Origin of the sequence: Actinophytocola sp., assembly GCF_045807065.1 — a bacterium.
Classification (GTDB): Bacteria; Actinomycetota; Actinomycetes; order Mycobacteriales; family Pseudonocardiaceae; genus Actinophytocola.
This window is the reverse complement of record NZ_JBJMIE010000174.1, coordinates 1-13,826: the sequence shown is the minus strand read 5'-3', so window position 1 is coordinate 13,826 and position 13,826 is coordinate 1. Positions and strand designations below refer to the sequence as shown.

General features: G+C 71.9%; 14 protein-coding genes and 1 pseudogene. 4 read left to right on the top strand and 11 right to left on the bottom strand.

The genetic code is table 11. The features are described 5' to 3' along the window. The coding region (locus tag ACJ73U_RS10040) for a DUF4118 domain-containing protein (RefSeq protein WP_407777280.1) at positions 1-2,541 on the bottom strand (2,541 nt) is incomplete at its 3' end. Between the two features lie 166 nt (positions 2,542-2,707). On the opposite strand from ACJ73U_RS10040, the gene ACJ73U_RS10035 reads away from it, so the two are divergent. After that, positions 2,708-3,457, top strand: a complete 750-nt coding sequence (locus ACJ73U_RS10035; protein WP_407777279.1) for a TetR/AcrR family transcriptional regulator — start codon at positions 2,708-2,710, stop codon at positions 3,455-3,457. Here the strand turns inward: ACJ73U_RS10035 and mutM are convergent. The 5 genes and pseudogenes from mutM to ACJ73U_RS10010 all read right to left on the bottom strand — a co-directional run bounded on the left by mutM (position 3,402) and on the right by ACJ73U_RS10010 (position 6,815). Next, positions 3,402-4,271: a bifunctional DNA-formamidopyrimidine glycosylase/DNA-(apurinic or apyrimidinic site) lyase gene (mutM, locus tag ACJ73U_RS10030; RefSeq protein WP_407777278.1), complete on the bottom strand. Its 870-nt coding sequence runs from the start codon at positions 4,269-4,271 to the stop codon at positions 3,402-3,404. The genes ACJ73U_RS10035 and mutM overlap by 56 nt on opposite strands. Position 4,272: 1 nt before the next feature. Next, positions 4,273-5,058 (bottom strand): ribonuclease III, encoded by a 786-nt coding sequence (gene rnc, locus ACJ73U_RS10025; RefSeq protein ID WP_407777281.1) that lies wholly within the window; start codon positions 5,056-5,058, stop codon positions 4,273-4,275. A 58-nt stretch (positions 5,059-5,116) separates the two neighbouring features. Further along, positions 5,117-5,299: a 50S ribosomal protein L32 gene (gene rpmF, locus ACJ73U_RS10020; RefSeq protein WP_324924838.1), complete on the bottom strand. Its 183-nt coding sequence runs from the start codon at positions 5,297-5,299 to the stop codon at positions 5,117-5,119. Positions 5,300-5,343: 44 nt separating this feature from the next. Then, the gene (locus ACJ73U_RS10015; protein ID WP_407777277.1) at positions 5,344-5,907 is read right to left on the bottom strand and encodes a YceD family protein; all 564 of its coding nucleotides are present in this window, start codon (positions 5,905-5,907) and stop codon (positions 5,344-5,346) included. Positions 5,908-6,062: 155 nt separating this feature from the next. Continuing rightward, a pseudogene (locus tag ACJ73U_RS10010) lies at positions 6,063-6,815 on the bottom strand (DivIVA domain-containing protein). 113 nt (positions 6,816-6,928) lie between these two features. Between ACJ73U_RS10010 and ACJ73U_RS10005 the strand changes: the two are divergent. After that, positions 6,929-7,372 carry an N-acetyltransferase family protein gene (locus tag ACJ73U_RS10005; protein WP_407777276.1) on the top strand — a complete coding sequence of 148 codons (444 nt, stop codon included), beginning with the start codon at positions 6,929-6,931 and terminating at the stop codon, positions 7,370-7,372. Here the strand turns inward: ACJ73U_RS10005 and coaD are convergent. Together coaD and rsmD are read right to left on the bottom strand one after the other, a co-directional pair. Next, positions 7,369-7,851, bottom strand: a complete 483-nt coding sequence (gene coaD, locus ACJ73U_RS10000; RefSeq protein ID WP_407777275.1) for a pantetheine-phosphate adenylyltransferase — start codon at positions 7,849-7,851, stop codon at positions 7,369-7,371. The two genes, ACJ73U_RS10005 and coaD, sit on opposite strands and share 4 nt — an antisense overlap. A gap of 52 nt (positions 7,852-7,903) precedes the next feature. Continuing rightward, complete coding sequence (gene rsmD, locus ACJ73U_RS09995; RefSeq protein ID WP_407777274.1) at positions 7,904-8,449, bottom strand: 16S rRNA (guanine(966)-N(2))-methyltransferase RsmD; 546 nt, start codon at positions 8,447-8,449, stop codon at positions 7,904-7,906. 109 nt (positions 8,450-8,558) lie between these two features. Between rsmD and ACJ73U_RS09990 the strand changes: the two genes are divergently transcribed. Both ACJ73U_RS09990 and ACJ73U_RS09985 read left to right on the top strand, forming a co-directional pair. Then, on the top strand, positions 8,559-10,646 hold the full coding sequence (locus ACJ73U_RS09990; protein ID WP_407777273.1) for a HelD family protein: 2,088 nt from the start codon (positions 8,559-8,561) through the stop codon (positions 10,644-10,646). 172 nt (positions 10,647-10,818) lie between these two features. Beyond that, the gene (locus ACJ73U_RS09985; RefSeq protein ID WP_407777272.1) at positions 10,819-11,448 is read left to right on the top strand and encodes a DsbA family protein; all 630 of its coding nucleotides are present in this window, start codon (positions 10,819-10,821) and stop codon (positions 11,446-11,448) included. A gap of 122 nt (positions 11,449-11,570) precedes the next feature. On the opposite strand, the gene ACJ73U_RS09980 is transcribed toward ACJ73U_RS09985, so the two are convergent. The 3 genes from ACJ73U_RS09980 to ACJ73U_RS09970 all read right to left on the bottom strand — a co-directional run. Next, positions 11,571-12,161, bottom strand: coding sequence for a CGNR zinc finger domain-containing protein (locus ACJ73U_RS09980; RefSeq protein ID WP_407777271.1), 591 nt, complete (start codon positions 12,159-12,161; stop codon positions 11,571-11,573). Positions 12,162-12,166: 5 nt separating this feature from the next. Further along, complete coding sequence (locus ACJ73U_RS09975) at positions 12,167-12,949, bottom strand: class I SAM-dependent methyltransferase (RefSeq protein WP_407777270.1); 783 nt, start codon at positions 12,947-12,949, stop codon at positions 12,167-12,169. A gap of 113 nt (positions 12,950-13,062) precedes the next feature. After that, a partial coding sequence (locus ACJ73U_RS09970) for a biotin/lipoyl-containing protein (protein ID WP_407777269.1) occupies positions 13,063-13,826 on the bottom strand: 764 nt, incomplete at its 5' end.

The following is a 13,826-nucleotide window of genomic DNA, read 5'->3' as shown; positions in this document are numbered from 1 at the left end:
CGGCAGGGACAGCACCACGGTGAGGCCGCCGCCCGGTGTGTCCTCGGTCCTGATCGTCCCGCCCATCGCGTCCATGAACCCCTTCGCCACCGACATCCCGAGCCCGATGCCGCTCTTCGTCACGCCGAGGCGCTCGAACGGCGTGAACATAGCGTCCGCCGCGCCTTTCGGCAGGCCCTTGCCGTGGTCCACCACCCGCAGCTCCACCCGGTCCTCGTGCGCGCTCGCCCGGATCGCGATCGCCGGCTCGGCCGGCGGCACCGCGCGGTCCAACCCGGGCGAGCCGTGCCGGATGGCGATGTCCTCCACGTTCGCCACCACCCGCACCAACAGCCCGACGTCGGCGCGGACCGCCGGCAGCCGCTCGTCGACGTCCACGGCGATGGCGGACCAGCCGTCCAGCCCGGCCAGCGCGCGGGCCACCACCTCGTCGTAGGTGACCGACCTCAGCCGTGGCCGCACCGCGCCGGTCGCGAGCCGCGACGAGTCCAGCAGGTTGTCCACGATGGCCGACAGCCGGTCGGCCGACTCCTCGACGTCCGCCAGCAGCGCCGCCGTGTCCTCCTCGGACAGCGCGAGGTCGGGCGCGCGCAGGCTGCCGACCGCCGCCTTGATCGACGTCAGCGGGGTGCGCAGGTCGTGCCCGACGGCGGACAGCAACGCCGTGCGCAGCTCGGTGGTGTCCGCGCGCCGCCTGGCCTCGGCGGCCTCGGTCGCCATCCGCTGCTGCCGCAACGCCAGCAACGCCTGTCCCGCAACGGTTTCCAGGACGCCACGGGTCTCCGCCGGCAGTGCGCGGCCGCGCAGCGCGAGGTGCACGTCCGGCGTCACGACCACGTCCGCGTCCGCCTCGTCGGGCTGGTCGCACGGCGACGGCCCCACGTACGCGACCCGCCGCCACTCGCCGGACGTCCTCTCCAACAACGCGACCGACGACAACCCGAAGTTCTCCCGCACCTTCTCGAGCAGCCGGTCGACCGGGTCGGCCGAGAGCAGGACCGTCCGCGCGTAGGACGACAGCAACGCCGCCTCGGTCCGCGCCTCGGCGGCCTGGACCGAACGCCGGGCCGCCCGGTCGACGACGATCGCCACGAGCGCGGCGACGAGCACCATGGCCAGCAGCGTGACCGAGTTCTCGGTCTCGGCGATGGTGAGCGTGTAGAGGGGTTCGGTGAAGAAGTAGTTCAGCATCAGCCCGGACAGCACGGCCGCGAGCAGCGCCGGACCGAGCCCGCCGACCAACGCGACCGTGACGACCACCAGGAAGTAGCCGACCGCGTCGGTCGACAGGGACACGTGCCGGTCGAGCAGGGTGCCCAGGCCCGTCGCGAGCGCCGGCAGCAGCACGGCCGCCAGCCAGCCCGCGATCCGCCTCGGCAGGCCGAGCGGACTGTGCTCGGGGCGCGGGCGCCAGCCGCGGCCGGCCTCCGAGTGGGTGACCATGTGCACGTCGATCGGGCCGGACCGCCGCACGGTGGTCGCGCCGATGCCCTCGTCGAACAGCCGCGCGAGCCGCGACCGGCGGGAGGTCCCCACCACCAGCTGGGTCGCGTTCACGCCGCGGGCGAAGTCCAGCAGTGCGTCGGGCACGTCACTGCCGACCACCGTGTGGAACGTGGCGTCGAGGTCCTTGGCGAGCCGCCGCATCTCGGCGACGGCCGTGGGCGACGCGCCCTCCAGCCCGTCGTCGCGCAGGATGTGCAGCACCATCAGCTCCGCACCCGCCCGCGCGGCGATCCGGCTGGCGCGGCGGACCAGTGTCTCGGTCTCCGGGCCGCCCGTGACCGCCACGACGACCCGCTCCCGGGTCTCCCAGGTGTCCGTGATCCGCTGCTCGGCCCGGTACCGCTGCAACGCCACGTCGACCTGGTCGGCTACCCACAGCAGGGCGATCTCGCGCAGCGCGGTCAGGTTCCCCGGCCGGAAGTAGTTGCTCAGCGCGGCGTCGACCTTGCGCGCCGGGTAGACGTTGCCGTGCGCCAGCCGGCGGCGCAGCGCCTCCGGCGTGATGTCGATCAGCTCCAGCTGCCCGGCGCCGCGGACCACCGCGTCCGGCACGGTCTCCTGCTGGCGGACCCCGGTGATGCGCTCGACCACGTCGTTGACGCTCTCCAGGTGCTGCACGTTCAGCGTCGTGAGCACGTCGATGCCGGCGTCGAGCAGCTCCTCGATGTCCTGCCAGCGCTTGGCGTTGCGGCAGCCGGGCACGTTGGTGTGCGCCAGCTCGTCGACCAGCGCCACCTCCGGCTCGCGGGCCAGCACCGCGTCGAGGTCCAGCTCATGGACGTCCATGTCGCGGTAGCGGACGATCCGGCGCGGGATGGTCTCCAGCCCCTCGAGCAGCCGATCGGTCTTGTACCGCTCGTGGGTCTCGACGAGCCCGACGACCACGTCGGTGCCGCGTTCGCGCCGCCGGTGCGCCTCGCCGAGCATCGCGTAGGTCTTGCCGACCCCCGGCGCGGCGCCGAAGTAGATGCGCAGCTCGCCACGGCGAGATCCGGCCCGCTGCGGCGTGTCGGCCGGCTCTGTCTCGACTACCACGAGGCCAGTGTGCGCCCTGGGCGGTACGTCCGACTCGCCGAGGTCGCGCACGGAACGCGAGGGCGATGTTGCGGTCCGCAACCTATTGCACCAACAACTAGGCGATGAAGAAAAGACCGGTTAGTCTGTGCTTATCCGTAGGGGGTACCTCCGGATAAGGACTCCGATGACAGAGATACCGAAGCAGCGACGCGTCCGGGCCGACGCGCTCCGCAACCGCGAACACATTCTGAACGCGGTCGTTGACCTGTTGGTCGAGGAAGGGCCGACCGTCGCGCTGGAGACCATCGCGCGGCGGGCCGGCGTGGGCATAGCCACCCTCTACCGGCACTTTCCAGACCGGACGGTCTTACTCCGGCAGGTAGCGGTTGACGTGCTCCGTCAGTCGGCGCGTGCCGCGAAGGCGGCGTTGGCGGAGGAACCGGACGCGTTCACGGCACTGGCCCGCTACCTGCACGAGGCGATCGACATCCGCATCGGCGTGGTCATGCCGGTCCTGCACGACCGGGTGCTGATGGACGACGAGCTGAACGCCGCACGCGAGGCGTCCCAGGGCGCGCTGGCCGCCGTGGTGAAGGCGGCGCACGACGAGGGCTCGCTCCGGCCGGACGTCGGCTCCGGTGACATCGGCCTGCTGATGATCCGGATGACGCCGCCGCTGGCCGTGGACATCTCCCCGGAGGACAACCACCGACTGAGCCACCGCCAGCTGGAGCTGGTGCTCGACGGGCTGCTGCGCTTCCTCGCCGTCGACTCGCTGCCCGGGCGACCGCTGGAGCTGGACGAGCTGGGCTTCATCCCGCGTGACCCGGACGGGCGCTACGAGCAGGTGCTGGACAGCGGGCCGGTGCGCTGCCGGCTCACGTCCGCGCGCGGCGTTGACACCGTGGGCAGAAGTAGGACGAACGGTTCATGAACGGCTCGCGCCGGACGGCCGTGCCGCACCGGGGGCACGGCAGCCCTTCCTGCCCGTAGACCGCGAGGGACCGGTCGAAGTAGCCGGACTGCCCGTTCACGTTGACGTACAGGGCGTCGAAGGACGTGCCGCCCTGGCCGAGCGCCTCGCGCATGACCTCGGTGGCCGCCGTGAGGACCTCCGCCGCCTTCGCCGACGGCAGCGTCTCGGTGGGCCGTGACCAGTGCAGGCGGGCCCGCCACAGCGCCTCGTCCGCGTAGATGTTGCCGATACCCGACACCAGGGTCTGGTCCAGCAACGCGCGCTTCAGCTCGGTCTTCTTCCTCCGCAGCGCGGCGACCGCCGCCTTCGCGTCGAACCGCGGGTCCATCGGGTCCCGCCCGATGTGGGCGATGGCGGACGGCAGGGCGGCTCCGTCGACCGTCACCAGGTCGTCGACGAGGAAGCCGCCGAACGTGCGCTGGTCGACGAACCGCAGCTCGGGACCGTCGTCCGCGAAGCGGAACCGCACCCGCAGGTGCTTCTCGTCCGGGGCGGACGCCGGCTGGATCAGCAGCTGACCGCTCATGCCGAGGTGCGCGAGCAGGGCGAGATCCGGGTCCATGTCGGTGGCCAGCTCCAGCCACAGGTACTTGCCGCGCCGCCGCGTGGCCACGACCTTGCGGTTCGCGAGCCGGCCGGTGAAGTCACCGGCGCCCAGCAGGTGCCGCCGGATGGCCCTGGGGTGGTGGACCTCGACGTTCGACAGCGTGCGGCCGGTGATGTGCTCGTCGAGCCCCAGCCGGACGACCTCGACCTCGGGTAACTCCGGCACCCTACCTACCGCGCTGGTCGTCGTGTTTGTCGGTGCCGGCCTTGTCGGCGCCGGGCCTGGAGCTGCCTGACCTGTCGCTGCGTGGCTTGTTGGTGCCGTTCGCCTTGCTGGCGTTGAGCAGCTCGGTCAGCGTGCGCCAGGCGGCCTCGGCCGCCTTCTGCTCGGCTTCCTTCTTGGTGGTGCCGTCCCCGCTGCCCCGGTCCTGCCCCGCGACGATCACCGTGGCGGTGAACTCCTTGCGGTGGTCGGGACCCTCCTCCTGGACGCGGTACTCGGGCACACCGAGGCTCGCCGACGCCGTCAGCTCCTGCAGCGACGTCTTCCAGTCGAGCCCGGCGCCCAGCAGCGGCGCCTCCGCGAGCAGCGGGTCGAACAGCCGGTGCACGAGCGTGCGGGCGACGTCGATGCCGTGCTCGAGGTAGACGGCGCCGATCACGGCCTCCATGCCGTCGGCGAGGATGCTCGCCTTGTCCCGGCCGCCGGTCAGCTCCTCGCCCTTGCCGAGCAGCAGGTGCGCGCCCAGCCCCTCGTCGCCGAGGCCGCGGGCGACGCCGGCCAGCGCGTGCATGTTGACCACGCTCGCCCGCAGCTTCGCCAGGTGACCTTCCGGCAGGTCCGGGTGCGCCGTGTACAGGTGGTCGGTCACGACGAGGCCGAGCACGGCGTCGCCGAGGAACTCGAGACGCTCGTTGGGCGGCAGCCCACCGTTCTCGTAGGCGTACGAGCGGTGGGTCATGGCAAGCTTCAGCAGCTCGGGGCCCAGTTCGACGCCGAGCGCCTCGAGCAGCTTCTTGGGGTCGGCCGTCGGACCCCTCGCCGCCCTACTCGCCACCGTTTACCTACCGTCAGGCCGGCTCGGTGACCTGACGACCGGCGTACTGACCGCAGTGCGGGCAGACGACGTGCTGCGGCTTGGGCTTGCGGCAGGCCCGGTTGTTGCACTCCACCAGGTGGACCGCACTGGTCTTCCACTGGGACCGGCGCGAGCGCGTGTTCGAACGCGACATCTTCCGCTTGGGGACGGCCACGACTGCTTCTCCTTCAAACGATCCTGGTGGTGATCGGACAGCGCTCAGGCGTCACGATCTGTGCGGAACCGCTCCGTGAGCGCGGCCCAGCGAGGGTCAATCGTCTCATGCCGGTGATCGGGACCGAGATCGGCCCACCTTCCGCCGCAGTCCGGGCACAGCCCCGGGCAGTCCTCGCGGCACAGCGGCGCCGCCGGCAGCGCCAGCACCACCGCGTCCCGCACCACCGGTTCAAGATCGATGTTGTCGTTGACCAGGCGGAAGACCTCGTCGGAGTCGGTGGTCTCCTCGGTGATGCTGTCCGGGTAGGCGAACAGCTCGGTGAACTCGACCTCGACGTCGTGCTCGTCGGCCGAGATCGGGTCGAGGCAGCGCGAGCACTCCCCCGCCACCGGCGCGACGGCCGCGCCGGTCACCAGCACGCCCTCCACGACCGACTCGAGGAGCACGTCCAGCTCGATCTTCGCGCCCTTGGGCACGGCGATGACGCCCTCGACCCCGAGGGCGTCCCGGGCCTCGACGATCCGCTCGGCCCTGCGGGAGAGACCGGGCCGGCGGCCCAGTTCCCTGGTGTCGACGACCCACGGACTGTTGCGTTGTTCGGACATGGCTGTACGTGGGGTCCTTGCTTCGAGAAAATTCCGCGAATGCTCCGAGCACCACTCACAAGGTCGGCCGACCTCGGCTGGCAACGACACCCGCCTGGACGAGGTGCGGCCCGTCGGCCTGTTTCGAACAGTGCTCGCCCATCAGCTTACGCGGATCAGGCCGAGTAATCGAACGGGGCGACCGAGGCGGGCTCCGGGGCCGGCGGGGGTGGCGCGGTCGGCGGCAGGGCCGCACCCGACCGCAGGTGCGCGCGGCCCTTGCTGACCGTGCGGAGCGTGTGCGACAGCAGGTCGGCGAACTCGGCGAGCTTGCCGTCCACGTACTCGTCGCACTCGCCGCGCTGGCGGGTCAACTCGTCGGCCGTCGCGTCGAGGATGCGGGCGGACTCCAGGTGCGCGGCCTGCACGACCTCGGTCTCCGCGACGAGCCGCGCCTGCTCCATGCGGCCGTCCTGGACGGACCGCTCGTAGGACTCCCGGCCGGCCTGGATCATCCGGTCGGCCTCGACCTGGGACCGGTTGACGAGGTCGTCGTACTTGGCCTGCCCCGCGGCGATGGTGCGGTCCGCGTCGCCCCGTGCGTCGTTCACCAGCCGCTCCGCGTGCGCCTGCGCCTCGGCGACGATCCGCTGCGCCTCGGCGCGGGCCTCCGCGACGGTCTGCTCGGCCTCCAGGTTGGCCTTGCTGATGGTCTGCTCCGCCTGGTGCTCGGCCTGGCCGACGATCTCGTCCTAGCGGTCGAGCACGTCCTGCGCGTCGTCGACCTCCGTGGGCAGCGCGTCCCGCACCTCGTCCAGCAGCTCGAGGATGTCGCCGCGGGGCACGACGCAGCTCGAGGTCATCGGCACACCGCGTGCCTCCTCCACGATCGTCACCAGCTCGTCGAGGGCCTCGAAGACCTTGTACACGTGCGTCTCCCTCCTTCACCGCACCCCCTAGTCTGCCGTTTCCCGCGGGGTCGGTGGTGGAGGTTCCGCTGGTCGGTGTGTCAGTGTGTGATCGCCTGGTCTTGAATGGGGCCATGGTGGAGATCAGGCGTGCCGTCGCCGCGGACGTGCCGGCGATCGTGGCCATGCTCGCCGACGATCCGCTGGGGGCGCGGCGGGAGCGGCCCGGGGACGCCGCCTACGCCTCGGCCTTCGCCGAGATCGACGCCGATCCCCGGCAGTTCCTCGCGGTCGCCGTCGCCGAGGGCGAGGTGGTGGGGACGCTGCAGCTCACGTTCGTCCCCGGGCTGTCCCGGCTCGGCTCGACCCGCGTCCTGATCGAGGCGGTGCGGGTGCGTTCGGACCAGCGGGGCAACGGGCTGGGCGGTTCGCTCATCCAGTGGGCCATCGAGGCGGCCCGCTCCCGGGGCGCCGCCCTGGTCCAGCTGACCACCGACGCCAGCCGGCGCGACGCCCACCGCTTCTACGAGCGGCTGGGCTTCGAGGCCACCCACGTGGGCATGAAGCTGGTGCTCTAGCCGTTGCGCGCGAGGCGTTCCACCAGGCGCTGGTGCACCTTGTCCGACAGCAGGTGCCGGACGTCGCCGCCGTAGGTGGCCACCTCCTTGACCAGGGAGCTGGACAGGAAGCTGTTCTCGGGCTTGGTCGGCATGAACAGGGTCTCGACGCCGGTGAGCTGCTGGTTCATCTGCGCCATCTGCAGCTCGTAGTCGAAGTCGCTCACCGCGCGCAGGCCCTTCACGATGGCCTGGATGTCGTGCTGGCGGCAGTAGTCGACCAGCAGGCCGTGCCACGAGTCGACCCGCACGTTCGGGAGGTGGGACATGGCCTCCGCGAGCAGCGACAGCCTTTCCTCGACCGTGAACAGGCCCTTCTTGTTCTGGTTGACCAGGACCGCCACGGTGACCTCGTCGAACAGGCCGGCGGCTCTCTCCAGGATGTCCAGGTGGCCGTTGGTCGGCGGGTCGTAGGAACCGGGGCAGACGGCACGCCTCATGGGCGAAAGCTATCAGTCCGCCACGGCGGCCACCTGCCGGCGGTGGTGCTGGTCACGCCACTCGCGCCCAGTAGAGCGAGGTCTCGCCGTAGTGCTTGACCCGCAGCTCCACGAGTGGTTCTGGCCACACCACCGCCCCGGCACGGCGTGACCGCTCCACGATCACCACCGAGTCGGGTCCGACCCAGCCGCCCGACACCAGCGCGCGCAGCTCGCCCGACAGGTCCGTGACCGCGTACGGCGGGTCCAGGAACACCAGGTCGAACGGCGACGCGGTGCCCGAGGCGAGCACCGCGGCCACCTTCCCCGCGCGTACCTCGCCCGGCAGGCCGACCGCCGTGATGTTCTTGCGCAGCACGGCCAGCGCGGCCGGTGCGGACTCCACGAACAGGGCGAAGCCAGCACCGCGCGACAGCGCCTCCAGTCCCAGCGCCCCGGTGCCCGCGTACAGGTCGAGCACCCGCGCGGCCGACAGGTCCACAGCGGACTCCACCGCGCTGAACAGGGCCTCCCGCACGCGGTCCGACGTCGGCCGGGTGCCCTTGGGCGGTACGGCCAGCCGTCGGCCGCCGGCGGCGCCGGCCACGATCCTCGTCACATCCCCATGGTCTCAATGGGCAATCGAACAGGGTGTCCACCCCTTGCTCGCCGAATTCGCGTAGGCTCGCTCTTCCCATCCACACACGCGGCAACACCGGGGAGTGTGCGTGTCGCAGCTTTCCGACAGGCAGACCGAGATAGCGGTCGAACAGGCCCACGTCGACGTCGTCTACAAGCGCGTCGACGAGATGCGCAACGAGGCTCGGGCCATGCGCAGGAGGGGCGACCAGCTCGCGCACGGCGCCCGCAACGAAGCGATCTTCGAACAGGCGGCCATGCTGTTCGAGCGGGACGTGATGGTGCGCCACGCCACACAGATCCTGCGCAGCCTCGACGCCGAGCACGAGGGTCTCGTGTTCGGCCGGCTCGACGACACCGACGGCGAGACCATGTACGTCGGCCGGCTCGGCATCCGGGACGTGAACTTCGACAACCTGGTCACCGACTGGCGCGCGCCGGCGGCGGCCGCCTTCTACCAGGCCACGGCCGAGCAGCCCATGAACGTGGTGCGGCGCCGGGTCATCCGGTCCACCGGTCAGTCCGTTGTGGACATCGACGACGACCTGCTGGCGCCCGAGAAGCGACCGGCCGGCATGGCCGTGGTCGGCGAGGGCGCGCTCATGGCCTCGCTCACCCGCGCCCGCGGCGACAGGATGCGCGACATCGTCGCCACGATCCAGCGCGAGCAGGACGAGGCGATCCGCGCGCCGTGGAAGGGCATCACCGAGATCACCGGCGGCCCCGGCACCGGCAAGACCGCCGTCGCCCTGCACCGGGTCGCCTACCTGCTCTACCGGGACCGGCGGCGCATGGGCGGCTCCGGCGTGCTGGTCATCGGCCCGTCGCCGGCGTTCACCTCGTACATCTCGCGTGTCCTCCCCTCGATGGGTGAGGACACGGTCGAGCTGCGCTCGCTCGGCGAGGTGCTCGACGGCGTGCGCGCGACCGGCGCCGACCCCGCCGAGGTGGCCAGGGTCAAGGGGTCGCTGCGGATGCGCAGGGTGCTCAAGCGGGTACTGCGGGAGACCCCGCCGGACGTGCCGGCCGAGCTGCGCGTCACCTACCGCGGCGAGGTGCTCAAGCTCGACGCCCGCGACCTCGACAAGGTGCGCCGGGCCGTGCACGCGATGGGCCGGCCGCCGAACCAGTCCAGGGTGGACGCGGCCGAGGCGTTGCTGGACGCGTTGTGGCGCAAGGCGGAGGGCTACGGGCTCGGGTTCGACCGCAACGAGCTGATCACCGAGCTCGGCGAGCGGATCGACTTCCACCGGTTCGTGGTCGTGTTCTGGCCGATCCTCACGGAGTGGGAGGCGCTGCGGCTCCTGGCCGACCGCGAGCGGCTCGCCCACGCCGCCGGCCGGTCGCTGACCGCCGCCGAGATCGACCTGCTCGTCGCATCCTGGGCGGACCCGGCGAAGGGCCCGACGGTCGCGGACGTCGCCCTGCTCGACGAGCTGCGGGTACTGCTCGGCCCGCCGCCCAAGCGGCACCGGCGCCGGCTGCGGGCCGAGCGGCAGGAGTGGTCGACGCCGCGGCGCGGCGAGCACTACGAGGAGTACGCGCACATCGTCGTCGACGAGGCCCAGGACCTGTCCCCCATGCAGTGGCGGATGGTCGGGCGGCGCGGCAAGTACGCGAGCTGGACCGTCGTCGGCGATCCGCTGCAGAGCTCGTGGCCGGACCCCGCCGAGGCGGAGTCGGCACGCACGTCCGCGCTCGGCGCCCGAACCCAGCGCCGGCAGTTCCAGCTGCGCACGAACTACCGCAACTCGGCGGAGATCTTCGAGCTGGCCGCCCAGGTGGTGACGGACGTCGCGACGCCGGGCCAGCTGCCCCAGGCGGTCCGCAGCACGGGCGTGAAGCCGTCGGTGCGGGTGCTCGACCCGGCCGAGCTGGCCGAGGCACTGCGGGTGGCGACCCGTCAGCTGCTGGACGAGATGGACGGCACGGTCGGCGTGATCACGTCGTCCGCCCGGCTCGCGTGGGCGCGCTCGGAGCTGGCGGCGGTCACCGACGAGCGGCTGCACATCGTCGACGGCCTGGAGGCCAAGGGCCTGGAGTACGACGCGGTGGTACTGGCCGAGCCGACCGAGCTCGTGACCGAGTCGACCACCGGCCCGCGGACGCTGTACGTGGCCCTGACCCGCGCGACGCAACGGCTGACCGTGCTGACGAGCGACCCGGCCTGGCCCTGAGCCCTCGGGGCTCTGGAGCGGGAATGCGGGCCGGGAGGTCGCGGTTGGTTCACGGTATGGACGAAACGACTGTCGCTGAGCAGGTGCCGGCCGAGGACTCGCGGGGCGTGCCCGTGCTGGTGTCGCTCGGGAACGAGGACGTGCCCGTGTGCGAGGACGGGAGCTGCGCGCTGTGAGGATCGAGGTCTGGTCGGACATCGTCTGCCCGTGGTGCTACATCGGGAAGCGGCGGCTGGAGTCCGCGCTCGCGAGCTTCGGCCACGAGGTCGACGTCGAGTGGAAGAGCTTCCAGCTCGACCCGGAGTTCCCGCGTGACAAGGCCGTGCCGGTCTACGACGCGCTGGCCGAGAAGTTCGGCGGCGGCCGTGACCAGGTCCGCGAGATGACCGCGCGGGTGACGGCGCTGGCCGAGGTCGAGGGGCTGAAGTACGACTACGACCGCGGTGTCATGGTCAACACCTTCGACGCGCACCGGCTCGCGCACCACGCGAAGTCCCAGGGGCTCGGCCCGGAGATGCACGAGCGGCTCATGCGTGCCCAGCTCGTCGAGGGCGAGACGCTCAACGACGTGGACACCCTCGTGCGGCTCGCCGAGGAGGTCGGTGTCGAGGGCGCGCGGCCCGTCGTGACCAGCGACCAGTACACCGCCGACGTCGAGGCCGACATCCGCGAGGCCCGCCAGCTCGGCGCGAACGGCGTGCCGTTCTTCGTGCTGGACCGCAAGTACGGTGTCTCGGGCGCGCAACCGGTCGAGGTCTTCGAACAGGCGCTGCGGACGGCGCTCGACGACTCGGCCGCCTAGCGGCGCCGGGCGAGCACCCGGACGGCGGCGCCCGGGAGCGGCCTCGGTGCCCTGGCCTCTTCTCGTGCCGCCGCGGAGCGTTGCCCCAGTCGGGCGCATCTCCCGATCGCCCGCGAGGGCGCTCAGGGGTTCTCGTCGGTTCGCCTGCGGGCGGCGTGCGCGCGGACCTTCGCACGGTTGCCGCAGACGGCCATCGTGCACCAGGTGCGGCGGCCGCGCGGGTCGAGGAACAGCCAGCCGCAGCCCTCGCCCGGGCAGGCCTTCACGGTGTCGCGTGCCGGCCGGGACAGCAGGTCCGCGACCGCGAGCGCGGCCGCGTGGACCGGCAGCCGCGGGTCGTCCCCCGGCGGCAGGCGGAAGCCCCCCGCCCGGGTGAGCCGGCGCAGGAGGTTGGCCTCGTTCGCCTTCTCGGCCAGCGCGGGGAAGGCGGTCTCGTCGCGGTGGCGGAGCAGGCGGTAGGCCAGCGCCCGCAGCTCGCGGAGTTCTGTCAGGACCGTGTCGTCCACGGCTGGCCGCCGCTCGACCAGCCCGGCGAACTGGGCCCAGCTGGCGAGGTCGTCGGGGGTGTGCAGCCACTCGTGGCGGTGCTCGGGCGGCTCGTTCCACCCGGCGAGCGTGTTGCACAGCTCCAGCGCGGGATGCCCGGAGAGGGGTTTGGGCAGGAGGGTGCCGCCGACCCGCACCGCGTACGGCGGCACCTTCTGGCTAACCACTCATGTCACGATAACCGGTGTCTGGCGTGGGTGATGACCGAGAGCGCGGCGGGCCGCAACGCGTCGGTGCGGTCCAGCATGCCGGGCACGTCCCGCTGCCACCGGTGCCGCACAACCGCGAACCCGTGCCTGTCCAGCAAGGCGGCCATCTCGTCGGGCGAGAGGAACGACCGCCAGGGCTCCCCGTGCCCGGCGGCCACGGGCGCGACGGCCTCGACGTAGGCGTTGCCGGCCGCGTCCCGGAGGCCTTCGGGCAGCATGTGGTCGACCACCAGCTCGCACGGCGGCAGGGCGGCCAGGGTGTGCTCCAGTTCGCCGGCGGTGAGGTACATGGTGACGCCGAGCCAGCTCACCAGCGTCCGGCCCGCTTGTGCCAGTTGGTCGACCGAGCTCAGGTAGGTCACGTTCTCCGGAACCGCCATCCCGGCCCGCTCCAGCGCCCGCCTCTTCCATTCCTGGGTGGCAGGCCGGTCGATTTCGACGACCTCGACGCCGGCCGAGCGGTAGGCGAACGAGTCGAGCCCGGCACCGAGGACGACGTAGCGGTCGAAACCGTCGACGAGGTCCTCGGTGATCCGGCTCCGGCACGTGACCTGGGCTCGCGCGCCGGCGAGGACGGGGTGCTCGCCGTGGAGTTCGTGGTAGGCCAGCAGCTCCTGGGCGCGGTCACCGAGGAGTTGGGCGGCGAGCGGATCGACGAAGATGTGCGGCTCGGCGTCCACGACGAGGTGAGCCGCACGGGCGGCGGCAGCGGTCAACGCGGTTTGGCTGGGCAGTTCGGAGGTCACTTCCGGTACGTTACCCAGCCTTTCCGCATCATATCACAAAACAATAACTTCCGAAAGACGCGGCGGATAACAATGCTGGGCCGGTCCACTCGGAACCGGCCCAGCGAGGCGAGCTACGACAGCACCACCAGCAGGTCGCCGCCTTCCACCTGCTGCACCGAGCCGATGGCCACGCGCTGGACGGTGCCGCCCTTCGGCGCGGTGATCGACGCCTCCATCTTCATGGCCTCGATCGTCGCCACCGTCTCGCCGGCCTCGACGGTGTCGCCCTCGGACACCGTGAGCGTCACGACGCCCGCGAACGGCGCGCCGACGTGACCGGGGTTGCTCCGGTCCGCCCGCTCGGCCACCGGCAGGTCCGACGCCACCGAGCGGTCCCGCACCTGGGTCGCGCGCAGCTGCCCGTTGAGCTTGGCCATGACGGTCCGCATGCCGCGCTCGTCCGCCTCGCCGATCGCCTCCAGCTCGATCAGCATCCGCACGCCCCGCTCCAGATCCACCGGGTACTCGATCCTCGGCTTCAGCCCGTAGAAGAAGTCCTTGCTCGCCAGGACGGACGTGTCGCTGAACTGCTCGCGGTGCGTCAGGAACTCCTTGGCGGGCGCGGGGAACAGCAGCCGGTTCAGCGTGGCGCGCCGGTCGTCCGCGAGGCCTGCGTGGTCCTCTTCGGACAGTGCCGGCGGCTCGGGTGCCGGCGGCCTGCCCTCGAGCGCCTTGGTGCGGAACGGCTCCGGCCAGCCACCGGCCGGGTCGCCCAGCTCGCCGCGCAGGAACCCGATGACCGAGGCCGGCACGTCGAACCGGCCGGGGTCGGCCTCGAACTCCTTGGGGTCCACGCCCGCGCCGACGAGGTGCAGCGCGAGGTCACCGACCACTT

Coding starts and splice junctions, on each gene's coding strand:
- ACJ73U_RS10015 (WP_407777277.1), bottom strand. CDS start 5,907: ATGTCCGAACAACGCAACAGTCCGTGGGTCGTCGACACCAGGGAACTG.
- ACJ73U_RS10035 (WP_407777279.1), top strand. CDS start 2,708: ATGACAGAGATACCGAAGCAGCGACGCGTCCGGGCCGACGCGCTCCGC.
- coaD (WP_407777275.1), bottom strand. CDS start 7,851: ATGAGGCGTGCCGTCTGCCCCGGTTCCTACGACCCGCCGACCAACGGC.
- ACJ73U_RS10005 (WP_407777276.1), top strand. CDS start 6,929: ATGGTGGAGATCAGGCGTGCCGTCGCCGCGGACGTGCCGGCGATCGTG.